This is a genomic window from Vibrio splendidus (assembly GCF_002873455.1).
In the GTDB taxonomy this organism is placed as follows: domain Bacteria; phylum Pseudomonadota; class Gammaproteobacteria; order Enterobacterales; family Vibrionaceae; genus Vibrio; species Vibrio splendidus_J.
In genome coordinates this window covers 472,682-498,055 of the sequence record NZ_MCUN01000010.1, presented here as the reverse complement: position 1 = coordinate 498,055, position 25,374 = coordinate 472,682, and the positions used below count along the sequence as shown (strand labels likewise).

22 protein-coding genes and 2 pseudogenes are annotated in these 25,374 nt (G+C 44.3%); 12 read left to right on the top strand and 12 right to left on the bottom strand.

The window, feature by feature from the left end; translation table 11 throughout:
- Positions 1–41: 41 nt before the first annotated feature.
- Positions 42–1,067: a hypothetical protein gene (locus tag BCU75_RS11230; RefSeq protein WP_102473899.1), complete on the bottom strand. Its 1,026-nt coding sequence runs from the start codon at positions 1,065–1,067 to the stop codon at positions 42–44.
- Between the two features lie 29 nt (positions 1,068–1,096).
- Here BCU75_RS11230 and BCU75_RS11225 point away from each other — a divergent pair.
- The 5 genes and pseudogenes from BCU75_RS11225 to BCU75_RS11205 all read left to right on the top strand — a co-directional run.
- Positions 1,097–1,291: pseudogene (locus BCU75_RS11225) on the top strand (IS110 family transposase); the annotation flags it as partial.
- Positions 1,292–1,442: 151 nt separating this feature from the next.
- Positions 1,443–2,342, top strand: a complete 900-nt coding sequence (locus BCU75_RS11220; RefSeq protein ID WP_102473898.1) for a homocysteine S-methyltransferase family protein — start codon at positions 1,443–1,445, stop codon at positions 2,340–2,342.
- A 112-nt stretch (positions 2,343–2,454) separates the two neighbouring features.
- A complete protein-coding gene (locus BCU75_RS11215) occupies positions 2,455–3,465 on the top strand; it encodes a Gfo/Idh/MocA family protein (RefSeq protein WP_102473897.1) in 1,011 nt (336 codons plus the stop codon).
- A 10-nt stretch (positions 3,466–3,475) separates the two neighbouring features.
- Entirely contained in the window at positions 3,476–4,990 is a 1,515-nt protein-coding gene (locus tag BCU75_RS11210) for an SgrR family transcriptional regulator (RefSeq protein WP_102473896.1), read from the top strand.
- 146 nt (positions 4,991–5,136) lie between these two features.
- Positions 5,137–5,535 carry a DUF1090 domain-containing protein gene (locus BCU75_RS11205; protein WP_102465928.1) on the top strand — a complete coding sequence of 133 codons (399 nt, stop codon included), beginning with the start codon at positions 5,137–5,139 and terminating at the stop codon, positions 5,533–5,535.
- 101 nt (positions 5,536–5,636) lie between these two features.
- Here the strand turns inward: BCU75_RS11205 and BCU75_RS11200 are convergent, their stop codons facing one another.
- From BCU75_RS11200 to BCU75_RS11185, 4 genes are all read right to left on the bottom strand, one after another.
- Positions 5,637–6,770, bottom strand: coding sequence for an HDOD domain-containing protein (locus tag BCU75_RS11200; RefSeq protein ID WP_102473895.1), 1,134 nt, complete (start codon positions 6,768–6,770; stop codon positions 5,637–5,639).
- A gap of 266 nt (positions 6,771–7,036) precedes the next feature.
- A complete protein-coding gene (locus BCU75_RS11195) occupies positions 7,037–8,092 on the bottom strand; it encodes an alcohol dehydrogenase family protein (RefSeq protein WP_102473894.1) in 1,056 nt (351 codons plus the stop codon).
- Positions 8,089–8,607, bottom strand: coding sequence for a TetR/AcrR family transcriptional regulator (locus BCU75_RS11190; RefSeq protein ID WP_102473893.1), 519 nt, complete (start codon positions 8,605–8,607; stop codon positions 8,089–8,091). Before BCU75_RS11190 ends, BCU75_RS11195 begins: the two co-directional genes overlap by 4 nt.
- A gap of 161 nt (positions 8,608–8,768) precedes the next feature.
- Positions 8,769–9,896 (bottom strand): multidrug effflux MFS transporter, encoded by a 1,128-nt coding sequence (locus tag BCU75_RS11185; protein ID WP_102473892.1) that lies wholly within the window; start codon positions 9,894–9,896, stop codon positions 8,769–8,771.
- Between the two features lie 97 nt (positions 9,897–9,993).
- Between BCU75_RS11185 and BCU75_RS11180 the strand changes: the two genes are divergently transcribed.
- Complete coding sequence (locus BCU75_RS11180; protein WP_102473891.1) at positions 9,994–10,767, top strand: AraC family transcriptional regulator; 774 nt, start codon at positions 9,994–9,996, stop codon at positions 10,765–10,767.
- An 87-nt stretch (positions 10,768–10,854) separates the two neighbouring features.
- Here the strand turns inward: BCU75_RS11180 and BCU75_RS11175 are convergent, their stop codons facing one another.
- Complete coding sequence (locus tag BCU75_RS11175; RefSeq protein ID WP_102473890.1) at positions 10,855–12,309, bottom strand: glutathione synthase; 1,455 nt, start codon at positions 12,307–12,309, stop codon at positions 10,855–10,857.
- A gap of 116 nt (positions 12,310–12,425) precedes the next feature.
- The gene (locus BCU75_RS11170; RefSeq protein ID WP_102473889.1) at positions 12,426–13,373 is read right to left on the bottom strand and encodes a LysR family transcriptional regulator; all 948 of its coding nucleotides are present in this window, start codon (positions 13,371–13,373) and stop codon (positions 12,426–12,428) included.
- Positions 13,374–13,493: 120 nt separating this feature from the next.
- On the opposite strand from BCU75_RS11170, the gene add reads away from it, so the two are divergent.
- Both add and BCU75_RS11160 read left to right on the top strand, forming a co-directional pair.
- Positions 13,494–14,492 (top strand): adenosine deaminase, encoded by a 999-nt coding sequence (add, locus tag BCU75_RS11165; RefSeq protein WP_102473888.1) that lies wholly within the window; start codon positions 13,494–13,496, stop codon positions 14,490–14,492.
- 126 nt (positions 14,493–14,618) lie between these two features.
- A complete protein-coding gene (locus BCU75_RS11160; RefSeq protein ID WP_102473887.1) occupies positions 14,619–15,182 on the top strand; it encodes a sugar O-acetyltransferase in 564 nt (187 codons plus the stop codon).
- 217 nt (positions 15,183–15,399) lie between these two features.
- On the opposite strand, the pseudogene BCU75_RS11155 reads toward BCU75_RS11160, so the two are convergent.
- Positions 15,400–16,019 (bottom strand): annotated as a pseudogene (locus BCU75_RS11155) (HAD family hydrolase).
- Positions 16,020–16,298: 279 nt separating this feature from the next.
- Here BCU75_RS11155 and BCU75_RS11150 point away from each other — a divergent pair.
- Complete coding sequence (locus BCU75_RS11150) at positions 16,299–17,012, top strand: GntR family transcriptional regulator (RefSeq protein ID WP_102473886.1); 714 nt, start codon at positions 16,299–16,301, stop codon at positions 17,010–17,012.
- Between the two features lie 49 nt (positions 17,013–17,061).
- Here BCU75_RS11150 and BCU75_RS11145 read toward each other — a convergent pair whose 3' ends face one another.
- Positions 17,062–18,261, bottom strand: a complete 1,200-nt coding sequence (locus BCU75_RS11145) for an enolase C-terminal domain-like protein (protein ID WP_102473885.1) — start codon at positions 18,259–18,261, stop codon at positions 17,062–17,064.
- A gap of 260 nt (positions 18,262–18,521) precedes the next feature.
- On the opposite strand from BCU75_RS11145, the gene BCU75_RS11140 reads away from it, so the two are divergent.
- From BCU75_RS11140 to BCU75_RS11130, 3 genes are all read left to right on the top strand, one after another.
- A complete protein-coding gene (locus BCU75_RS11140) occupies positions 18,522–19,955 on the top strand; it encodes a PTS transporter subunit EIIC (protein ID WP_102473884.1) in 1,434 nt (477 codons plus the stop codon).
- A 106-nt stretch (positions 19,956–20,061) separates the two neighbouring features.
- Positions 20,062–21,030, top strand: coding sequence for a sugar kinase (locus BCU75_RS11135; protein WP_102473883.1), 969 nt, complete (start codon positions 20,062–20,064; stop codon positions 21,028–21,030).
- A 3-nt stretch (positions 21,031–21,033) separates the two neighbouring features.
- Positions 21,034–21,663 carry a bifunctional 4-hydroxy-2-oxoglutarate aldolase/2-dehydro-3-deoxy-phosphogluconate aldolase gene (locus BCU75_RS11130; protein WP_102473882.1) on the top strand — a complete coding sequence of 210 codons (630 nt, stop codon included), beginning with the start codon at positions 21,034–21,036 and terminating at the stop codon, positions 21,661–21,663.
- A 97-nt stretch (positions 21,664–21,760) separates the two neighbouring features.
- Here BCU75_RS11130 and BCU75_RS11125 read toward each other — a convergent pair whose 3' ends face one another.
- From BCU75_RS11125 to BCU75_RS11115, 3 genes are all read right to left on the bottom strand, one after another.
- On the bottom strand, positions 21,761–22,912 hold the full coding sequence (locus tag BCU75_RS11125) for a M20 aminoacylase family protein (RefSeq protein WP_102473881.1): 1,152 nt from the start codon (positions 22,910–22,912) through the stop codon (positions 21,761–21,763).
- 56 nt (positions 22,913–22,968) lie between these two features.
- On the bottom strand, positions 22,969–23,949 hold the full coding sequence (locus BCU75_RS11120; protein WP_102473880.1) for a DMT family transporter: 981 nt from the start codon (positions 23,947–23,949) through the stop codon (positions 22,969–22,971).
- Between the two features lie 141 nt (positions 23,950–24,090).
- Complete coding sequence (locus BCU75_RS11115; protein ID WP_102473879.1) at positions 24,091–25,254, bottom strand: M24 family metallopeptidase; 1,164 nt, start codon at positions 25,252–25,254, stop codon at positions 24,091–24,093.
- Between the last annotated feature and the right edge of the window lie 120 nt (positions 25,255–25,374).

Genomic DNA, 25,374 nt, shown 5'->3' with positions numbered 1-25,374 from the left:
CAGTTTACGACGTAAAGTAGTCGTACACATTCGTTATATTTTTAATGGCAACAACAATACTGGTAAGGAATTCCACTTCGACAAAAACATTTCCTCAATGCTTTCCCTGTAGCCAAGCATTTTAAACTTAATATTGCCCCGTTCTGATCCACCGGTCCTTCAGGGTTATCCCAGATGATATATGGTCTGCCACTAATTTTGTCGATAAATGCTTTAGGTGGAAATGGATTCGCAACAACAATAACGCAATCTTTTGGGAGAGAGTCGACGATTTTATCTAATTCAAGTCTATCGCACTCGAAGTAAGATATACCAATGAATAAACAATAATCACTGCCTTTTAGCTGGCCTTCAAACCACTGGTTAGCAGGTGCTACCCATTGATATGAAGCGTATTTGTTCGATTCATTTGGCACTATACATAGAGCCTGTCTTCTCGGAGACATAAGCTCATGCTCCTCAAGCCTGATAATTCCAGTATCGTTCAGGTCAACAAAGTTACTCAAAGGATACTGAGGTGTATAAAAAATACTATTAGGCGTAATTTCAAAATCCACAGAACCGTGTGGTTTGACTAACGGAATGCCATAGCCATGATGGTTAACTTGGAGAGAGTAGTATTCTCGACTTAAACGGTCTAAAGCGGTTTCAAGAAGTAAATCATAATTCAACGAAAATGCAGCCGTAACTTCATCTCTATGTAATTTTAACCATCGAAACCAAGACCAGTCAGTAGAAAATAACTTACGTTGTCTTTGACTATACATTGAAAATGCAATCGTTAAGAAATGCCTCGATTCAAGAGCTGTTTTGAAGCTATCTAAACCAATACTGTGGCAGTAGTCTTCGTCTAAGGCTAGTTTAAACACCTCAAAGTGGGGTTTCTCTGAATTTAATTTGTACAGAGCTTCTAATCTATGCAGACTAGTTAAGAGAGCTTTCCCCGTTGAGGGGCATGTAACATCCCACGTAATAGGTTCCTGGGAATTAAGCTGATTAACTAATCCAGAAAAATAGCCAAAACTAATAGAAAAACCATTACCAACGACTAAGGAAACTTTAGGCATACTGACCTCAAAAAAATACAACGAATGACATGGATTCCCCTTCCAAGGATCTGCCACGCTTGTGCGGTATCAACCTAGCGAAAAACCACTTTAGCCTTCATGCCGTAGACCAAAACGGTAAAGTCTTACTTCATAAGTCGGTAACTCGCTCTAACCTGCTGACTACAATAGCAAATATGCAACTCATACGTATAGATATTGATGCGTGTGGTGGTGCACATTATTAGGAAAGGGTAATCTAAATTGTGCCGTGGCTATCTCCAAAACAGTCCAACACCTTTTCTCGATAACTCAGGGGCTTGATAGCTTCTGTCTGACAAGGTTGTCTGATATGGTGGCGGCAGAACTTCAGCAATTGTTTAGATAGTATTGAATATGAAAACACTAACCATACTTGATGGCGGCATGGGCCGAGAACTCAAAGAAATTGGCGCGCCATTTTCTCAACCGCTTTGGAGTGCTCAAGCGCTGATTGAAGCACCCGAATTTGTCAGCCAAGCGCATCAAAACTTTATCGATGCAGGTGCTGAAATCCTGATCACCAATAGCTACGCGTGTGTGCCTTTTCATTTGGGTGAAGCGCTCTTTGAACAACGAGGCTTTGAACTCGCTGCACTATCTGGCGAATTGACTAAAGCAGTTGCAAAAAATGCTCCTCATACAGTGAAAGTAGCGGGCGCGATTCCACCGCCATTTGGCAGCTACCGACCAGACTTGTTTAAAGTAGAAGAAGCTGCACCAATCATTCAAACGCTTTGCGATGCTCAAGATCCAAACATCGATCTTTGGATAGCGGAAACCATCTGTAGCCTGCAAGAATTCGAATCCATTCATGCAGTACTCAAGCAGTCAGATAAACCGTGTTACTACGCATTCAGTTTGGAAGACACCAAGGGCGATTCTGCTAACATTCGTTCTGGCGAGAGCGTAGCAAACGCGATCAAACTTGCCTGCCAATCAAACGCAAAAGGCATTATGTTTAATTGCTCAGTGCCTGAAGTGATGGATCAAGCCATTATCGATGCTAAGAAAGTGATTGGTGAACTAGGCAGTGATTTAGAAATTGGTGTCTACGCCAATAACTTTGCACCTATCAGCAGCGAACATGAAGCGAATGACATGTTTCAAGAAATGCGTGAGTTAGATGGCCAAGGTTACTTAACTTACGCCAAACGCTGGCACGCATTGGGTGCGAATATCGTCGGAGGCTGCTGTGGCATCGGGCCAAAACACATTCAAGCCCTAGCTGATTGGAAACGCTCCATACAGAGCTAAGCCAGAGCTTCAACTAGAATAAATAAATAGAGAACAGGTTGAGAAATCTGTTCTCTATTTGTATGTGATGTCTCTGAGTACACTGAGACAAAACAACGATTTGGAGTAACTGATGAGCGACACGCAACGCAAAATTAAATGGGGCATCGCAGGCCTAGGCAATATCGCCAATCGATTCGCAACGGCTGTAACAGAGCACTGCCTGCATGGTGAACTTTATGCGGTTGCCGCTAGAGATCACTCCCGCGCAGCCACGTTCGCCAACAAGTTTGGTTGCGACAAGGCTTATGGCTCTTATGAAGAAATGGCGCATGATCCAAGTGTTGAGGCGGTTTACATCGCTACGGTTCACCCATACCACCAGCCACTCGCCGAACTGTTTCTAAAGAACAATAAGCACGTATTGGTCGAGAAGCCGGCTTTCACTAATCTTGGTGATTGGCTTGAGATGAAAGCCCTCGCGAAACAAAATGGCGTGATGCTGTTAGAAGCAATGAAAACCGTGGTGTTTCCCGCGTATCGTGAGCTCCAATCATTCTTGGTCGACAACAACATTCGGATAGACTCAATCGAAGCCAGCTTTGGTAACCATCACGACTATGAGCCCGATTTGTTTATCTTCAATCCGGATTTGTCAGGCGGAGCAACGCTCGATGTCGGCGTCTATGGGCTTTGGTTCTTCTACGATCTGTGCCGCACACTTGGTGTGAAGCCTTCAAAGCCTCATGTAGAGATGTCATGTCTGTATGAGGGGGCGAATGTTGATACCGATGCATGCTTTACCTTCTCTGGTGATATGAACGGTAAGATATCGGCATCAACAGTGCAAAACCTTCCCCGGTCAGCACATTTGAGAGGGCCTGATACCAAGATCACCATTCACGAAAAATGGTGGAACCCGGCCTTTATTGAGATTGAACATCAAGGGCAGAAGTCGACCATCAACACACGAGTGACGGGCAATGGGTTCGAATTTGAAATCGACCATTTTTCAGATTTGGTGCTTCAAGGCAAAACGGAATCGGATATCCTAAGCTCAGAGATAACCTCTCAAGTTCTCGATACGATGGAAAAAGCACTCATTGACTCTGGCTACCAACCTTTAACTCAACCTCGTCGTTAGGAAAAGCAAATTGGGCAACCTTAAGCGCAAGCTTGAACGGTATGAAAAGATATTTCAGGCTTTTGGGCCTGGAGTATCACACTGTCAGGTCAACCAACTGGCCACTCTGCTGCACGTGAGTGAACGTCACGTTCAAACCTTACTCAAAGCGATGACAGCGCAAGGTTGGATTGAGTGGCAAGCTAGCTCAGGCCGCAGCAAGAAAGCACAACTCACATGTCTGGTTGAGCCCATTGAAGCATGTTACCAATACGCACAAACCCAAGCCGACGCGGGTAACATAGAGCAGGTGTTTAGCACCTTAAGCTTCAATGGCCGCAATGCTGGCGCTGAGTTGCAAGCCTTTCTAAGTAGCACCAATTCGTCGGCGCAGAATATTGCGTACATCCCCTTTCACCGAGAATTAGAGGCTCTTCATCCTCAACGTGTGCTTAGACGCACCGAACGTTTCTTAGTGATGCAAGTTTGCCAACGCCTAACCTCAGTTAAGCACGGTAAACTCAGCGGCGATCTGGCTTACCATTGGCAACCTAATGAAGACGCTACACAGTGGCGCTTTCAGATTCGCAATGGTGCTCAGTTCCATAACGGTCGAACACTCGAGCCTCAAGACATAGCACGCAACCTTAACTTGCTCTGCCAAAACAAAATATGGCGTCGCTGCTATCAGCATATTGATGAGGTTTCAATTTCGGCAGGTAATGTGATTGTCGTGAAATTGAATCAACCTGATTGGCATTTACCGCGCTTACTTGCCAGAGCCGAAGCCTCCGTATTTGATCACTCATCAGCGACGGATAGGCTGATTGGTTCTGGCGCGTTCTCGTTAGACATTTTCTCAAGCAAGATGTTGAGATTAAGCCGTAATAACGCGTATTCACACAACACACCCATCCTCAATCGAGTCGAGTTGTGGGTCTACCCAGAATGGGCACAGAGCAAAGCTTGCGCGCAAAATCAAGTTTGCGTGAAACTGCCCGAAAAGACACTCACCGTGCGTGGCAATGACCATACTTCCCAACCAGATTTCGGCTCAACGTTTTTCAAGGTTCAGAACCCAAAATTATCTAAACCCCTTCGCAAATTCACTGTTGAAGATACTTCTGAATGCCAAACCCTTTTCAAGCAGTTATCGGTGTCTGGCGAGAGCCACGTTAGTGTGGAGTATGGGAACTATCTAACCCCCAAAGACGTCGCGCTATGCAGCATTATTGATGAGAACGACACCTTCACTTCGTGGTTTAGCTTCTTCGCTCGTTTCCCGTTTGAGGACTTAACGTTGCCCCCCGAGATGTTCGAAAATCTTAGTGAAAGTTTGGCCTCAATTCGACGCGAACCAAACATCAAACTCGCAACGAGTAAGCTGTTGGCAATGAGACATTGGTTAAACGAAGCTGAGATTGTGGTTGAGCTCAAACAAGAGTCATTTAACTTGGAAATTTCTGAAAAGATACACGGCGCGCAAGTGAATGGTTTCGGTTGGTGCGAACTCGACAAGTTGTGGGTTAGTCATTTATCAGTCTAGTCTTAGTAAAGGTAATCCATTGGTCACAAAGACTTATCTTTAACACTCCTCTGCCAATAGCAAGGTCATCGGGTGCTAATGTCCTTTGGAAGTGATACTCAACAAAAATAAGCACAAGCTAAATAAACCCAATAAGAAGGTAAACCATGACTCGACAGCTAAAAGGTTCATTACTGTTTCTTTGCGCACTCTCTTTTAACAGTATGGCGAGCTCCCAATGCGATGCGCTAACAGGCTGTGAGAAGAAGTTCTGTGAGATCGAATATCAAATAAAGAAAGCTGAGCAGTACGACAATCAGTACAAAGTGGAGCGATTAAGCACGGCGTTAAAAGCCGCGAAAAAGAACTGCACCAATGAAGGCTTGAAGGATGATCTGCGCGAGAAGATTGAATCCAATGAACAAGATTTAGCTGAGTACCAAGCTGACTTAGAAGAAGCAAAAAGAGATGACAGAGCGGATAAGATTCGAAAGTATGAAGGTAAGATCGAAAAAGAACTGCGTAACATCGACAGCCTAAAACAAGAGTTGTCTGAGATCCCTTAATCGATAATTGAAACAAAAATGGTCTTACTGCTTAGTAAGATCATTTAGAAAATACCGCTTTATGACGACTTCAGAATCAACCTAGCCAACGCCAGCCGTTATTATCCTACTAGCGCCAATTCAGATTCTTTATAGATACGGTTCGCCACTTTGTATGCCGCTGGAGACGACAGTGTTTCCTTGCATCGGCTCTTAAACTGCTCTACTTCGATAGTTTGTGCTTCCAACAAATATTGCAGCTCGCTCAGATAGTTGGCCTCAAATACCGCCTGGCCAAGCGGCGTGCATTCATATCTGCTCGATTCTTGATAACCAATCACGGTCAATACAGATTCAGGTAATTCCCAGAACTTAGCAATGGTGTAAGTCAAACGAATAGAATAGCTATTCATTAAGCGCTTCAATGCTAACGAGTTAGGCGGAACAGACGGGTCAACATGCTTGAAGGCTTCTACCATCATTTGGAAAATGATCATCTTGCCTAGGTTGCGAATCAACCCGACAAAGTACGCTGCAGTTTGATCTTCTTGAGATAAAGACTCTTTCATCAACTCTCTAGAAAAAGACGCAGTTTGGATACTATGATTCCAAATTTTCTCACCGAAATGACGCCAATAAATATTGTTCCCCGGCGTAAAGTTCTTCATGTAAGAATTCACCACTCCTTCAACGAGCCCTTGAGAGCCCATATTTAAGAAAGCGGTCTTTAAGTCCGTCACCTGTTTTTCATTACGTTTATAAAAAGCGCTGTTCGCTAATCTAATTACATCGGCTGCCATGCTCGGCTCACGTTCAATCACTTTCAGCAATGCATCGACATTAAACTCGTCACTTTGCAATTCAGCCATTAACGTCGTCACAGAAGTTGGCATGATTGGCAATTCATTCAACAAAGCTTTTGGCGAACGAATCAAACGTTCAATCTGGCAGGCTACAAAATCACTAAACGGGTCCGACTCCGTTCGAAGACGTGATTCTCCAAACAAATAATCAAGAAACTCACCATCGTGAACGCTTATTGCTTTATCGACAATAAGTGATGATGGCTGAGCGGACGAAGGCGGAACAAAAATTGAAGAGCGGGGAGTGACTTGCGCTTGCTGGTCAGGCTTACGCTGCTCAGAAATAGTTGTTTTAGAGACAAACGGTTGAGAGACACTTTTTGAAGACTCATTTGGCTTACTTTGATTAGAAACGAAAGGGGAAAATAGTGCCTGCAATACCCTTTTAAACATCAATACGACTCCTAGATGAATATAAAACCGATCGGGATATATAACGGCGGCGATTATCGCACAGCCTATTCATAAACCATACATTGATAGATGAATCACTTATATTTTCACTGTATAGGATCTATTACTCGACAAGGTTTTTAACTGAACCAATCAATATTTAACCTAACCCATTCAAACTCGCACTCTATGGAAACAAAAAGAGCGAGCAATTCAACCTTGCTCGCTCTTATATACATGGCTTTGAACTTTAATACTTTCTACGATTAATGCTCAGCCACTTCCAGTACGATCTTGCCTACGTGTTTTTTCTTCAAGAATTCGTCTTGTGCTTTATGGATATCAACCAATGGAAAAGACTGTGCGACGATTGCGCCGATCTGCTGTTTCTCAATACGGTTCACAAGATTTTGAAATACTTGTGGTTCTAAAACCGTGCAACCAAAAAAACTCAGATCTTTAAGATATAAAGTTCGCACATCAAGCTCGACCATAGCGCCGCCAATTGCACCTGATACAGCATAACGACCATGTGGCTTCAGCACTTCAAGAAATTCTGGCCACTTGTCACCAGCAACCAAGTCGATAACCACATGTACACTGTTTGCCCCTAGCACTTCCACTAAATCAGCATCACGAGCAATCACTTCATCAGCACCAAGTTCAAGTAACGGTTGATTCTTGCTTGGGCTAGTAATGGCAATAACATACGCGCCGCGAGCTTTCGCTAGTTGAATCGCCGCCGAACCCACACCACCTGATGCACCAGAGATAAGCACACGATCACCTTCAGCCACATTAGAGCGAGTTAGCATGTTTTCTGCGGTCGAGTATGAACATGGGAAAGACGCCAACTCTACATCCGACATAGAACTGTTCACCGCGTAAGCATGCTTTGCAGCAACCTTAGTGTATTCAGCAAAACCACCATCACACTCAGAACCGAAATACCATGGCTGTGGTAGATCTCGTCCATACACTTCCGTTAAACAAGGTTCGATAAGAACACGCTCGCCAATACGATCAGCAGAAACTTCACTACCAACGGCTACGATGTAGCCACACACATCAGCACCTTGGATACGAGGGAACTTCAACGCTTCGCCAGACCAACTTGCATCGTCTGAATCATCGCTTTTTGCATACCAACCAATTCGAGTGTTGACGTCGGTGTTGTTCACGCCCGCAGCCATCACCTTGATCAGCACTTCATTGGGATCAATTTGTGGTACAGCAATGTCTTCACGGTATCCCAGCATGTCTGCCCCGCCGTGTCCTAGCATTTCCGCGCCTTTCATCGTTTTTGGTAGTTCGAATTTCATCGTGTTTCCTTGAGTAACTTTTTCACCATATTCTGTGCTGATGTCACCGCTTCTTGCCCTAACACTGGCCATGCGCTTGATACACCTTCATGGAGTAAGAAGAGCTCTGAAGCCAGATCGTCTCGTTGACTCTGTTTACCCAGAAGTACTTTTACTTCTCGTTTATGTTCAGTAACAGCTTGATTGATTATCTCGTTGTCAGGAAAAGCAGCCATCGCATTCATCGACATGCAACCGTGCGGTGCATACTCTTCCATCCACTGTTGTAACTTGTCGAAGATATCCAGCATGGATGCCAGACCATCAGCAGGCGCACTTTCTAGTAGAAAATGTAGGTAACGGTGATGACGATGTTCTAAGGCTCCCACGATCATCGCTTCTTTCGATGGAAAATGTTTGTAGAGCGTACGCAGGCTCACGTTACACGCCGTCTTCAGTTTAGCCACACTCGGCTCTGCAAAACCATGCTGACTAAACGCAACCTCAAGGCTCTCTGCAATTTGTTCTCTTAACATACTGATCTTTTATACCTGACTAAAGGTAGAATGATTGTTCTACACACATAGTAGAGCGATCATTCTACCTATGTCAATATCCATACTTACGAAGGGATAAAATGATCAATCCCGCATCAAATAGGACGCGGAATTTATCAATATGAATGAGAGATTTACCGTTACAGCGAGAGTCGACTGCGTATCGTCACCAACACCGATAACGCGCCACAAAGCACCAAGACAACACCTAAGTCTTGAATCATTCCCGCTAAAGCGAGCCCTGAACCAATCAAGGTGTAATACATCAAACCAAACAGTGCGCCTGCACTTCCTGCTTGAGATTGGTAACGTACCAATGCTCGGCTCAATACATTAGGGATCGCAATGCCAAACGCCATAACCACCAACATCATCGGAACCAAGAACCAGATCGTGTGTTGTGAAAGATACACACCCACCGCGCCTACCGTTTGAAGCACTGCCGCCAAGCTAATCAAAGAGATAGATGACACTTGTCGCTTCAATAACGCCTTATTAACCAAGCTTCCCAGTAAGGTTCCGAACCCAAGTACGACACCGCTATAGCCAAACTGCTCGATACTGAATCCAAGCTGTAAGAAGATGAATGAACCCAGTTGGTAATACGAAAACAGCGCAATATTGAACGATGCGACAAGCAGTGCCGATACCCAAATATCGCCGTCTTTGATCATGTGGATACTGAGCGATTTTAATTGCAACGGTTGCTTTGATTGTTGCGTTTCAGGAAGCGACCATAAGCTATGTGCCAACAACGCCAATACCATAATAAACAAGGCAGTAAACACATATTGATGCCCACCCGCCTCGCTCAATTGACCACCTAGTAATAACCCGATGATTGGGCTAATCGACAGCCCCATCCCCATGTAACCAAACACCTTGGCTAGCTCTGTACCGCTAAAGGCATCTCGCAACATGGTTTGAGTAACGACAGAGCCAACCGCAAGTCCGAAAGCGCCCATCGCTCTTGCTATCATCAACCACGTAAAGCTATTGGTTTGCATGGCAATGAGTGCAGAACAGGCGAATAATCCCATCCCCAATAACATGGTTGGGCGACGTCCCCATTTATCAGCCAACACGCCCCATACCACCACACCCAACGCAAATGCGGAGAAATAGATCGAGAGGGTTTGTGCCGCTTGTGTGTAACTAACACCAAAGGATTTCGATATTGAATCCAGAGTCGGGCTATAGATGGTTTCTGCGATTTGAGGAAACATCAACAGCAGCACCATTTGCCATAAAGAAGGTTTTGTTTTCATCATTTTTCCAAGACCAGTGAACTTGACGGGAAGTCTAGAGGAAACTAACCTTGGCTCGTTAACAACATTAAAACCAAAAACAACAAGATTAGGACAAATGGCATTTATCGATGACAGCTGTGCTTTTGACGCAGATAGCATTAAAGCAAGCGTAGTGGGAATAGCGGCAGAGCTAGGACAGCATGATTCAGGTGTTCATCAGCATCGCAAAGGGCAATTACTTTATGCACCGCAAGGCTGCATTACCTTAACACTGGATAATGCCTTGTGTATTCTGCCTCCGACTAAGGCTGTGTGGATCCCGCCACATGTTCCACACCGAGCACAAATGACCAACGTGGTCGCGTATCGTTCTCTGTATTTTGATACCGATGTATTTGAGTGCCCAAAAGAAATCACAACGATTAAGGTTAACGATTTACTGAAAGCGCTCATCAATAAGATCGCATTATGGGAGTGGGATATCACGGAGCACAAGACACTCAATACGTCTGCGCTTTTTTGGGAAGAATTCCATTCCTTAACGCACCAAACCTTAATGCTTCCACTCCCAACAGACCGACGATTGGCGCGTTTCTGCGCGCAACTCAACAAAGCTGATTTTATCGTTCCTCCGTTGAATGTATTGGCATCATCCGTTGGAGCCAGTAGCAAAACCATCACTCGTCTATTTAAAGCCGAAGCTGGCATGACCTATCAAGATTGGCGTCAACAATGGCGTTTGATTAAGGCCATCGAACTGCTTGCTCAAAACCGAACCGTTACCGACACAGCGCACTACCTAGAGTTCTCTTCGAACAGCGCTTTCATTGCCTTTTTCAAACAACAAACCGGACAAACACCACTGGCTTTTACTAAATTAGGGGCGTGATTATTGTTATCCAAATACTCAGTTTACGGATTACAGAGACAAAAAAACCAGAATATCGGTTCTGGTTTTTATAATTCTCTCCGTCAACTAATCAATCAACACCAACGAATCGAGAATCCCTTTACCGCTATGGATCCCACCTTCGTTTTCGCTGGCGGGTTTGCTGCGAATCAAGTAGCCCGCGTAGCCGTCTAGCTCAGTGACTGGTTCACCTTTGTAATAAGCGGTGAACAGACCGACTTCGCTGACTAAGTCTGTCACTAGCGTTTGCTGAGTGTCACGAACTGCAATAGTAGGTACGTCTCGTTCATGTGGGTACAAGCGTTGCATCAATGCCCATGCATCGTATTCTTCTGGCTTAAGCAGGCTCAGTTGCTCACTGATATCGTTACCGAATACACAATGACCGCCGCCCTCGCCTTGGTTTTTCAACACCCATTCTTGCTTGTCGGCTTGCGTGTTAAACCATTCAATCGATTCACTGGTGATTGGTTTCATGTCCGCCAATACACTCTTAACCAATTCAGCCTCTTCTAGTGTTAAACCCCAACGTCCGTATTCTGACGCAGGCATCATGGTCAGCAGCATTTGCATGGTTTTGCTGGTCGCCAATTGCTGGCTGATGGTTGCGTTCATAGCGACATGGTGTTGCTCCATAAACAAACGAGTCTGACTTAGCGTGTGGCAACAAACCGATTCGTTTAGCTCTGGAGCCCAGTAATCTGAATACTGATAGCCAGCGCGCAGATACACCACATCGATAGCGCCAATACCTTCGAGTAATAAACGTTTGTTATCACCTGAAGAAAGCTGAGAGCTGAGTTGTTCAAAGGTACGGCGAACCGTGCGAACACCCTGTTTTTGTAACTCAACTTCAAGTAGGTGTTGGTCATAAACATTGTCTTCGTTCTTCTGTACCACCATCAAGAAAATCGGTTTACCTTGTTCATTAAAATCCGCTTTCACTTGCCTTGCAGTATCAGCGATACCATAAGCTAGCTGCGTTAAGCCTTGGTTTTCAGCCGGTGTTGCCGTTGGGTCTTCTAACCACTTCTTATACGTCTCTGGCCACTGGTTCTGCATAAACGAATGGAACTCAGTTGCACGCTGACCAAACGGTGCCATGCCTGCAGCAATGCCATTAAACTCAATCACTTTTGCGCCGTGTTGACGGTCATCCATGAAATCAGTGCGCATTAACAACAGTGGCTGACGAGCAGGGTTCAAGCGTTCATCTGCACTGCCGTGAGCTTGTTTATGCAGCTCCATCAAGCGGCCAAAGAACGGATCGGCTTGCGCCATGTCACTCAATGAAGACTGTAAAAAATCATGATCTTCCGACACGTTACTGATCAACTTAGTAATTAGCGGTGTCACGCGAAGTAAGTGTTCATACACATCACGTTCCATTGTCATAGGAGCAAGGCTAAAAGGGCAATGTCTCGCGGTATTGTCTGGTTGACGAAAAGCAACACCGTGCATGAGTGCCCACTCACACGCGTCTTCAATTACTTGTTGCGGAATCAATGGCATTGGATTCATTTAGATATCTCATTCTGACGGGCATTTGGCACCCGTAGTAAGACGACGCTCATTCAAAAAAGACGAAACAAATTTAAAAATGTTATCTCACCTTTTCGATCATCGTAATTCGCAGTTTACAGCTGAGGTTCTTGGGTCTTATTGACTATTAAATCGCGAAGCCATTTGTGGCTTGGTTCAGAGTCAAAATAACGATGCCAAAGCAGAAACAAGCCGCCGGGAACCAACTCAATAGGAATCGGCTTCATCACCAGTTCACCACTCTCAATATAGTCACGAACCGAGTTGTACGGATAACACATCAGCAAATCGCTTTGTTTGCACAGCTTTACTGCACTGGTGATGTCCGACACGTTGGCGGCTTTGTTAATTTGAAGCTGTTTGGCCTGCAAAATTTCAAGTAGCAGCCAGTCGCCAACGCCACCGGTCACTAACTGAATATGACGGTATTTGAGGAAAGCTTGCAGATTCCACTCTTCTTGAAGCACTGGATGATCATTACGCATCAAACACACAGAGTAATCTTGCAGTAATTCGACATAGTTTAGCTCGGCAGGGATGTTTTGAATATGGGTGCTCGCCCTTTCATCTAGCTCAAAAATTCCAATTCCAAAATCGACCTCACGCTTCAGTAAGCGCTTAAAAGTTTCGCTACTCCAAGTTGTGCTGTTTACCGTAATATTTGGCGCATCGGCCAACGCGTTAGGCATAAATTTTGGGTAAATCGCGGTATAAGCGGTTTCAACAAGATCGATATTAAAAGTGCGCTCGCTGTCTTTCGGCTCAAAAATGTCCGGCACGGTTAGCTGTTCAACTTGCAAAAGAATCTGATGAATCTTAGGGGCCAGGGAAGTGGCTTTCGGGGTGGGAAACAGACCTTTTGACTCACGTTCAAATAAAGGGTCATCAAACAAAGATCGCAGTTTGGTGAGTTGCTTACTCACCGCTGACTGACTAAGGAACAATCGCTCTGCCGTTTTGCTCACGCTACGCTCTTCAAGCAACACGTGTAAACACAACAGTAAGTTCATATCACATTTGAGTAAGCTCTTAACATCTACCATGATATTCCTTATATTCAGATTAATGATGATTAATTGTCACTTTAAATCATATCATTGTCTTGGTAAATTTAGCGCATGTGAGTTAACACACTCAAAGCATAATAGAATTAAGGAATACTCATGGATTTTCTAGCACTACCAAAGATTGATTTACACTGCCACCTAGACGGAAGTGTTCGCCCAGATACGATTATTGACCTGGCTAAACAGTACAATATCGAACTACCTGAAGATCGCGATGCGGTTGTTCAATCTCTAACGGTGCCTGAAGATTGCAAAAACCTAGATGAGTACCTAGCTTGTTTCAGCCTTCCGCTACAAGTGATGCAGACTGAAGAAGCGATTGAGCGTATTTCTTTTGAGCTTTACGAAGACGCAGCATTAGAGAACGTTAAATACCTAGAAGTTCGTTTTGCACCGATTCTTCACGTAAACAAAGGCTTGTCTCTTGATGTGATCATCTCAAGTGCGGTTAAAGGCATGAAGCGCGCAGAAGAGAAATACGACATTAAGGGCAACTACATCATGTCTGTGCTTCGTATGTTCCCTAAAGACTCTATCAAAGGCGTGATCGACGCAGGCCAACCTTACCTAGGTAAAGGTGTGGTTGCGTTTGATATCGCAGGTGGCGAAAAGCCAGGCTTCTGCGCTGAATTCCCAGAATACACACAATACGCTCTTGAAAAAGGCTACCGCATTACCGTGCACGCTGGTGAGCAATGGCATGGTCAAAACGTTTACGATGCAGTAACTATGTTGGATGCTGAGCGTATCGGCCACGGTGTTCATATCCAAGGTAACGAAGACGCATACAACATAGTTAAAGAGAAGCAAGTTGCACTTGAGACTTGCCCAACAAGTAACGTTCAAACCAAATGTATTCACAAATTCAGCGACCACCCAATTGCTGAATTCAAGAAAGACGGTATCGTTGTGACTATTAACACAGACAACCGCACGGTATCGAACACAACAATGACTAACGAAGTGAAGCGTGTATGCGAGACTTTCGGTCTAACGAAAGAAGACTACGTAGAAATCTACAAGTACTCTGTAGACAGCGCATTCGCATCGGATGAAGTGAAACAACATCTAATGGGTTTCGTTGAGCAAATCTAATTTGTAGAGCTTGTCTGGGCTCATTTAGTGATAAAAAAATAGGAAGAGAAAGGCTGAGGCTTTTCTCTTTTTTTATGTCCATTTGTCCGTATTCTAATACTCATGTTGACTAATGAGATGCAAGCAATGAAAACGAAAACAGAACTCGAGAAGATGCTGTCCGGTGAGGTTTTTGATGGAGCAGACCATGAAATAGACCATATGCGGACGCACGCGAGCAAAGCGCTGTCAGACTTCAACCAATGTTCAGACGATACTCAGCAGCCAAGCCTGCAAGCTAATCTGTTTGGTAAAGTAGGAAGCAGCGTTATCCGTCCCCCTTTTCACTGCGAGTTTGGTAAAACCATTGAGATCGGTGACGACACATTCATTAACATGAACGTCGTCATGCTAGATGGCGCGAATATCAAAATAGGCAACAATGTATTGGTGGGGCCGAGTACACAATTCTATACCGCTTCGCACTCCCTAGATTATCTAAGCCGCCGTAAATGGGAAACCTTCTGTCTGCCTATCACAGTAGAAGATGATGTGTGGATTGGTGGAAACTCGGTCATCAACCAAGGCGTGACGATTGGGGCTCGTTCTGTGATTGCCGCGAATTCAGTCGTCAACAGCGATATACCGCCAGACTGCTTATACGGTGGCACACCAGCCAAGTTGATTAGGCACTTGAATACTGAGCAATAGAGTTAAATAGAACATAAAGCTATCTAAAAGAACGAATAGAAAAGAGGCGATGCTCATGATGAATCATCGCCTCTGTTTACTCGGTTCGTTTTAGCTTTTATCAGTCTTTTCTATCCGTCGTTTTTCTACTTAGCTTGCCCACCTAAATTATCTGCATAGATTATCTGTATAGAGAAACCTGACTAAATATAGATAGCTTGAGAACTTCGCTACATGGTCACGTAAATTCAACGCTAAGAGCACGCAGTTCGTTCTCGCACTGGACCAAATCGATAAACTGAATACCCGCCATGCCTACGGTCTTTGCCCCTTCTACGTTGTAAGGCACATCATCAATGAACACCGTTTCTGAAGCTTCAAGCCCATTATTAGATAACAGCGCTTGGTAAATTTCAGGCTGTGGTTTAAGCACACCAAGTTCAGCAGATACGACTGCACCATCAAACAACGGCCAAAATTTGTAGGTGGCTTTTAGGTATTCAACAATCTCGGCCACGTTGTCGGTAAGCGCATACACACCATATCCAGAACGCTTTACACGCTAGATGAGGTCAACAGAACCATGCAATAAGATCTGCGTTGATTAACGTAGTAAAACAGGCGATCACACTCTAATGGGGATAAGTCGAGTTCTTGTTGGTAGCGAAGTTTGGCTTCATTTTCGGTTAAGAACCCTTTGTTCAAATCCGACCAAATCGCACTTTGGAAAATCGAAAGCGCTCGGGCTTCAGGGTCGGCAATGTTACCAAACGTTAGTTGAGTAATTTCCAGCGGCGACCAACGCACAATCACATTACCCACATCAAATACGACATTTTTGATTTGATTCGAACTCATACCCTACTCCTGAATTAGTCACTTAAAATAGCAACAACACAAACATTAAATACCGCACCTTAAAGCCCATAATCTTGTTTTACAAAATGAGGACTGAAATCACAATATGTCAGCGAGCGGGCACAAAAAAGTCCATCACTAATGTACCTAGCTACCCTCAATTATCATCACCCACTTAACCTTCTATGTTACAATTATCAATCATTCAGAGCTTGCTGAACCCCTGATTTAGTTCACTATTCTTTAGTCACAGTGAATACACTTTAAAGTGATTGTTTTATGAAAAAGTACGAGTTAGTTGTCCAAGATATTGTGAGTAAGATCTGTCAAAATAGTATCAGTCATAAGCTGCCAGCAGAAAGAGAACTCTCTGAAATATATGGGTTATCTCGATTTACTATTCGAAAAGCGCTAGCGAAACTAGAAGCGATTGGTATGGTGACATCTAAGGTGGGTTCAGGGTACTTCGTTAATACCTCCTTGGTTGGAACACCTTTAGTTTATAACTCAATCACTGAAAACAGCTTTGAAGAAATATCTTATAAAAAGATTCAATTAAATAAGGCGTTACCAAACAATCACGAACAACAAATATTTGCCCTACGTGATGACGAATATATTTGGAAGGTCAAACGTCTTAGGTTAATTAATAATAAAGTCGTTCAAATTGAAGAAACAAAAATACCTGTCAGTATATTCCACGAAATGAACACAGATATCATCGAGAGCTCGCTTCAAAAATATGCACTCGCTCAAGGCCTAGAAATCGACAGTTACCTAACGACTTATCAAGCCATCAACGTATCCAAAGATGATGCTGATTTACTGGGCTGTAAGAAGAATGTCGCGGCAATGAACATTACCAACCGTGGCTTCCTTACCTCTGGCGAACTGTTCATCGTCAGCGACATTATCGATATCAACTATCAATGCACTTATCACACACCTTTTAACAACGAGAGCATGAATTTCAGAGATAAAAATAGCCGCTAGTGCGGCTATTTTATTACGTTACTCAGTGACCGAATAGATACTGTTTGAGTTATGGAGTGTGAATCGCGCCATCAGGAAGGCGACTTTGAGTCCACTCGTGAGGGCGATACATTACAGGAAATTCAGCGGCGACTTCTCGATCAATCTCGACACCAATACCTGCGATTTCAGAAGCGTATAAGTAGCCATTAATTGGCTCTGCGGCATTCGGGAATACTTTGTGTGTGTTTTCGTTGTATTCAACATGCTCTTGAATTGCGGCATTGTGTAAGTGCACATTCAAATGCGTATTTACCGCAGCGCCAATTGGCGTCATGTCTGGCGGGCAGTGCCATGCAATACGAACACCAAAGTTCTGACATAAATGTCCGAGTTTAAGCGCAGGTGTAATGCCACCAATTTGTGAAACATGGCAACGAATAAAATCAATACGGCGGTTGGCAATCAAAGACTTCCACTCTTCAGGGTTGTTAAACAACTCCCCTAAACCCAATGAAACCGAACTTTGGCTACGAATATTATCCAACCATTCTGTTTGATTTGGCGGAAGAATATCTTCAATGAAATAAGGCTTATATTGCTCGACTTCTTTGGCAAATTGTATCGCTTGATTTGGGAAAAGGCGCTCATGAACATCGTGAAGAATATGGAATTGGTTACCGTATTTTTCTCTAAGCGACTTAAACATTGTCAGTGTATTGTCCATGTACTGATCTTGGTCGTAGTACGAGCCTTCAGTTGGATTTTGAGTGGTATGCAAATCGGTTGGAACACCGCCATAGAAACCAAGCTGACAACGAATATGCTTGTAACCTTTGTCTAGGAAAGATTCTACCAACTCATAAATGCCTTCCATTGTGTCGCTAGTCGCGTGTGTGTATACAGGAATAGCATCACGAGACTTACCACCAAATAATTGATGTAACGGCATACCCGCTAATTTGGCTTTAATATCCCACAGCGCCATATCAACACCGGAAATTGCATTATTGATAACAGGGCCATTTCGCCAATAAGCATTGACCATCATCATTTGCCATAAGTCTTCAATATTATTGGCATTTTTACCAACTAGAAGAGGTTTTAGATACTCATCGACCATTGTTTTTACAGCAAGCGGTCGTTGTTGGAATGTCGCACAACCAAACCCTGTCACGCCTTCATTCGTTTCAACTACCACGGTAATGAGATTGTGTCTGTCTGGTTTAGTAATAATACAATGGATATCAGATATAATAGTTTCTTTCACAATTAAATAACCTAAACTAACTTCAACTCCTATTATCTAACCGTGTTAAAAAGCACATTTCAAGCGTTAAATTTCATGCAAAATAATTGGTACGTTTAGTGTTTTTTTTTGATAAACAAAACATACCAATTGGCCGAAAATGGTCAAAAATAATTTATTCGAATTTTAAGTGTGATTGAAGTCTCTTTTTATCCCATTGGCTTTAAATAAGTTATCGATATGATTACTAGAGTTAAATATATCCCAGTAACAGGTGTAGTATGCAAATTGTTGAAAATAATGATGCTGTTATGAATAACTCTAAGTCATCGTCTAAAAAGAAAAATTTCAAAGAAAATATACAGTTATTAGTCACTGCACTTGGTGGTGAAGATAATATTGTGAGTCTCACGCACTGTATGACAAGACTAAGATTCAAATTGGCAGACGAGTCTCTGGTAAACGAAGAAGCGATCAAGCAAATCGCTGATGTGAAAGGTGTGGTACTTCAACAAGGTCAAACTCAAGTCATCATCGGTGTTGAAGTAGAGAAGTGGTTTAACGCGCTATCAAATACTCAACAAGCTGACGCTAATCCGGCTGATGAGCTAGAGAAAGGCAAACTGTTCCAAGGCGTGATGCGCATTGTCGCGGGTATCTTCGGCCCTGTAGTCCCAGCGATTGCCGGTGCAGGTATGTTGATGGGCTTACTTTCTGGCCTTATCGCAACCAATGTTATCTCTGAAACCTCAGACACGGTTTATTTCTTCCGCTCTATCTCTGTTGCTGTGTTCTTCTTCTTACCTATGCTGGTCTCTTTCTCTGCAGCCAAAGTATTTAAGGTGAACGAATACATTGCGCTTGCTGTTTCCTCTGCAATGTTAGCCCCCAAGCTAGTAGATAAAGCGGTGATGCTAAAAGATGCTAGCGCTGCACCTGAGTTGACGGTGCTAGGCGTGGTTCCTATTGAACTGCTTAACTACGGCGGCGCGATTGTTCCTGCGATTCTAGCAATCTGGTTATTATCTAAAGTGACTCCGTTAGTTGACCGTCTAGTTCCTTCTTCTGCGAAGCCTGTATTTACACCACTGCTTGCCTTTACGGTGACTTCAACCATCACACTATCATTTGTTGGTCCTGCGGGTATCTGGCTAAGTAATGGCGCGGGTTGGGTGATGAGTTCACTACTGGAAATCTCTCCGACGTTAACAGGCTTTGTTTTCGGTCTGACTCGCCCGATTACCATCGTATTTGGTATCCACCACAGCATGACGCCGATTAGCCTGAACAACTTTGCACTGTATGGTAAGGATTTACTTATGCCAATCATGTGTTTAGGTAACATGGCAATTGCTGGTGCGACAATGGCAATCTGGCACAAGCAGCGCAAAACAGTTTCTAAAGAGCAATCTTCAATTACGATGGGCTCAAGCGTTACCGCTATCTTAGGCATCACGGAGCCAGCTCTATTTGGTGTCCTAACGAAATACACCAAAGCGATGATGACCGCGAGTTTGGCTGCAGGTGTGTTCGGTGCTATCTCGGTAACAATCGATACCCATTTAACCAGCTACATTCTTTCTTCTGTATTCAGCTTACCGGCTTACCTTGCAGGCGGTACGCAAAACTTCATTCAAGCACTAATGGGCGTGGTTGGTGTGTTCGCACTGTCTTATGTTCTAACGCTGTTGTTCGTGAAACTAGACAACAAGTAAGACCTCCTCTCAAGCTATTGGGAAAAGAATCGACGTGGCTACTTTCCTTGTAGCCACGTTCCATCATTTATACCTAGCAATACCAATTTTTCTGTAAGGGCACACTATGAGCCACATTGCGATTATCGGCGAGTGCATGATAGAACTGAACGGCGCTCCATTCGGTACCATGCAACAGACCTATGGTGGGGATACGCTCAACGCCGCTGTTTATTTGAACCGAAGTGCCACCAGCTATTCCTGTTCGTCAGATACACCTATGATTCGTACCAGTTATGTCACAGCGCTAGGCTCAGACGCCATCAGTCAGCAGATGCTTAACCGATGGCAAGATGAAGGGCTATCAACTGATTTCGTACTGATTGACGAACAGCGCTCGCCAGGCCTGTACCTGATTCAATTAGACGACGTTGGTGAACGCACATTTCTGTATTGGCGTAATGACTCGGCTGCTCGCTACATGGTACAGCACCCAGATTTCGACAAAATAACCGCCCAACTTGAAGATGTCGATATGGTGTTTTTGAGTGGAATCTCTCTGGCGATCTTGCCTCATGGCGATCAGCTAAAGTTACTCACTATCATCCAAGGTCTACGTGAACGTGGTGTGGCCATCGCCTTTGATAGTAACTACCGACCAAAGTTGTGGGACTCGCAAGACGCAACCAAAGAAGCTTATCAGATTGCCTATAAAACGACAGATATAGCCTTGGTAACCTTCGACGATGAGCAACTTTTATGGCAAGACGCCCAGCCACAAGACACCATAAAAAGACTGCATGCACTCGGCGTCAAAACTGTTGTTGTAAAGCTTGGTGCTGAAGGCTGCTTGATCAGTGAAAGCCCCGAAGATATGCCAATAAAAGTCACAACGACACCTGTCGAAACTGTGGTTGATAGCACCTCTGCAGGCGACTCTTTTAACGGTGGTTTCTTATCTTGTTACCTCTCTGGAGGTTCTGTTTCAGAAGCCTGCCAACAAGGTAATGCACTCGCGAGACTAGTGATTCAGCACCACGGTGCAATTATTCCAAAAGCCATCACCGATACTCTTTCAAACCCTATTAAGAAGTGAACCATGCCTACAATTAATGACCAATTAAAAGCACTTAAAGTTATCCCTGTTATCGCGATTGATAACGCTGAAGATATTATTCCACTAGGTAAAGTTTTAGCGGAAAACGGTCTTCCTGCAGCAGAGATTACTTTTCGTTCTGACTCCGCAGTTGAAGCTATTCGATTGTTACGAAAAGCTCAGCCAGACATGCTGATTGGTGCCGGAACGATTTTGAATGGTGAACAAGCACTGGCCGCGAAAGAAGCGGGCGCAACGTTTGTGGTATCACCGGGATTCAATCCAAACACAGTTAAAGCATGCCAAGAGATCGGCATCGATATCATTCCAGGTGTGAACAATCCAAGCACCGTTGAAGCGGCATTAGAAATGGGATTAACGACACTCAAATTCTTCCCAGCAGAAGCATCAGGCGGTATCAGTATGGTTAAGTCATTAGTCGGCCCATACGGCGATATTCGGCTAATGCCTACAGGCGGCATTACGTCATCAAACATCGACAATTACTTGGCTGTACCTCAAGTATTAGCCTGCGGTGGCACTTGGATGGTAGACAAGAAGCTCGTTGAAAACGAAGAGTGGGATGAGATCGCCCGCCTAACGCGAGAGGTTGTTGAGCAGGTGAATCGCTAAGCAATCTAATCCAAGCCAGCCAAACTATTCACCAATTTGAGAACGCCTTACATACAAAAAGAGCGAGAGGTTAGCCTCTCGCTCTTTTTTCATCAACTTACTGTGACAGTTGTTGCTCTACAAGTGTCTTCCAGAACCCAACACCGTGTTCCAAAATATTATCGTTAAAATCATAATGCGGGTTATGAAGCGCAGTACCACCACACTCACCAACACCGTTGCCTACCAAAACATAACAGCCTTTTACTTCGCGTAACATGAACGAGAAATCCTCACTGATGGTGAAACGTTCACATGCTCCATTCACATTCTCTTCACCAACAACCGCTTGTGCTGCTTTCACTGCATGAGCCGTCTCTTCAGGCGTGTTAATCGTTGATAAGAAGCTGTTGTTGAAGTGGTATTGATAATCAACACCTGCCGACATGCACTGGCCAGCGACGACACGCTCAATCGCTTTCTCAATCTTGTGCAATGCTTGATCGGTAAAGCTGCGAGTATCACCAGAAATAGTCACTTGCGAAGGAATCACATTCACGGTGCCATTGGTAACAAAGTTAGTCACCGAAATAACCGCCGTCTCATCAATGGCGCTCAAATTACGCGAAACGATGGTTTGCAGTGCTGTGACCACCTGAGCTCCAACCACAATCGGATCGGTTCCCATGTGTGGCATCGCCGCGTGGCCGCCCGTCGCTTTGATCACAATCTCAAAGCTACTTTCACTTGCCATAAGCGAGCTTGGACGGGTCACAAATTTACCTTCTGGGATACCCGGTAAGTTATGCATAGCGTAAATCGCATCCATATTCCAACGAGTGAACAGGCCATCAGCGATCATCGCTTTCGCTCCCGTGCCTCGCTCTTCATCTGGTTGAAAAATGAAGTATACAGTGCCATCAAATTGCTTACTGGTTGCTAACTCTTGCGCCGCACCCAGTAGCATCGCGGTATGGCCATCATGTCCACAAGCGTGCATCGCTCCTTCATGTTTTGAAGCATGACAAAAAGTGTTCTGTTCATGAATGCGCAGCGCATCCATATCCGCACGTAAACCAATCGAGCGATCGCTTGTGCCATTTTTCAGAATCCCAAGCACACCTGTTCCGCCAATACCGCGGTGAACTTCAATGCCGAACTCTTCGAGCTTGTTCGCTACGAATTCAGATGTTATGAACTCTTCGGTACCGAATTCTGGGTACTGATGTAAATAGCGGCGCCATTCTGTGACGGTTTGTTCAAGTGTCATAGATTTCTCCAAAGCGGAAGGTGAGATCTCGCTCACCTTCATTGTTCTAGTTAATTTTATGCTTTTTGTTCTTCTAATTCTTTTTCTTCAACTGTCGCTTCTTGCTTCGTTTCAAACTTAGTGAACACGTAAAGTGCTACCACAATCAATGAAACAACGATAGTTTTCCCCATGACCATCTGTTCACCAAGTGTCACAACTGCCACTAAGTACCCAACCAAAGGCATGAGGTTTAATGCCATCGTTGCCTTTTCTACACCGATACGCTTGAAAGAATACAATTGAATCAAGTAGCTACCACCAGAGATGCCTGTACCTAAGAAAACAAGCAGTGCAATCAACAGCGGGCTAGAGAATATAATGTAAATCTGAGACAAGTCTAAACCCATGGTCAACACAACGATAATGCCCATCACTGCAACCGAAATGTATTGGTACAGCATAGAAACCACTGAGCCATATTTGTCCGCTAAGCTAGCACGTAAATGTGCCGTCCACGCCAAAGCCAGCATCGAACATGTCACGTAAACATAACCCAGCAGCGGAGTACCGCCTTCAATGGTGTTTGTTGGCCCGACACTCATTGCGTAAATACAAACTGCAGATGCGATGAAAGCGCCCCACTGAATCTTGTTCATACGGAAGTTCATAAACATCATACCGAAGAAGACTGTCGCGAACGGCTGCATACCTTGGATAACACCGTTTTCAGTCGCACCAATATGAGAAAGAGAAAGGAAATTAAAAAGTGAGAAAACCCCTTGTCCCACGATGCCACAAAGCGCAATACGTCCAATATCTTTGGTATCGATCTTTAATGAAGAACCTAAGTCTGCACTTAAGTTTTTGCTACGTGATGTAAAAAAGAAAATGATTGATAGGCCAATTACCGCGGTAACGTAGCGGAAAAATACCAATGTCATCGGATCAACAGCCATAGAAAGCGGCTTAGATACCACCCCTGTTACGCCCCAGATACAGGCAACGGCAATAGCAGCAGTCCATCCTAAAAATGTGTCTCTATTTGTTGTGTTCATTTCTATCTTCCGTAATCTTGTTTCTTATTGAATAAGAGCGATGCATCACCGCCCAGTTTTTTTATAATTTTTATATACTGACTCCAGAGTCCGGAGTCAGCTTTTGTAGGGTGTTAAATTTGTAAGGTGCTAAATTTTTAGCTAAATAATGATCAGTTCAGGTTCTGCTCGTTCGCTCAACCATTCAGCGCCGTCTTCAGTGATCACGATGTTCTCTTCGTGAACCATCGACTTACCCGGTGCGTAAACCATGCCCGGTTCTAGCGTCATCACCATGCCAGGCTTAAGTACTGTGTTGTCGGTAGCGGTGTTAGACGGACGCTCTGTCAGTTCCATACCTAAACCATGGCCAAGACGACCAACGTCGTTACCCAATGCACCATTAGCTTCTAGTACTCCCCACATCGCGTTGTAGATGTCCGTCGTGGTTGCGCCCGGTTTCGCAGCCTCGAAACCTTTAGTTGTTGCTTCGTAAGTAGCGCGGTAGGCCGCTTTGGTTTGCTCACTTGCATCACCAAATGCCCAGTTGCGGTCGAAATCAGAGAAATAACCATCACGCACGGCACCCGTATCGATGATCAACACATCTCCCGGTTCAATAATGCGATCGGTAGGACCCATGATGATGCTGTCATAACCATCTGGCCCTGAGCCTGCGATGATGTAAGGGCATTCGTCAGCACCTTCTAACAACATATCGATACGGAACTGTTTACAAATTTCACGCTCGGTCATGCCGGCTTTTGCGTAACCCGGAATCTTGCTAAACCCAACATTAGTAATGCGGCAGATTTCGCGAGTTTTTTCGATTTCAGCTTGTGATTTGATCTGACGAAGCTCATGCATTGCTAAAGACACATCAACAAAGTCTTTCTTAACCATGGTGGTTAATTTCAAGTAGTTGTTCACAGGCATACGTAGGTGAGATTCAATGCCCAGCGTTGCGCCTACTCGGCCATGACGACAAGGCAGAGAGTTTAATGCGCTAGCTACTAAGCTAATGCCATCATCTTCAGGACGAGGAGAAGGCCAAGTAATAATGTTGTCGACCCATGTTCCCGCCATACCACTTGCTCCGATTTCAGGAACAATCGCAATCGGCTTTCCTTCTGCAGGAACGATGACAAACCATGGACGAGTTGGGCTGTGCCAAAACTGAGTGTGGAAGCCAGTGAAGTAGCGAACGTTTGGTTCGGTTGTGAAAATCATCGCATCCAGATTCATCTCATGCATGACTTTTTGAGCGCGTGATGTTCTGTGTTCAAACTCAGCTTGTTCAAAGCCGCGGTTTAGGTAGTTAGTCATTGGAACCTCTAATTATTGTATTTAGGTAGGCACTTCTGCTGCTCTTCACAACCAGTAACCAACCCTATAGTTCAATTTTGTTTACGTTACGATGAGCATCTTACTGACATTTAAGTTAAA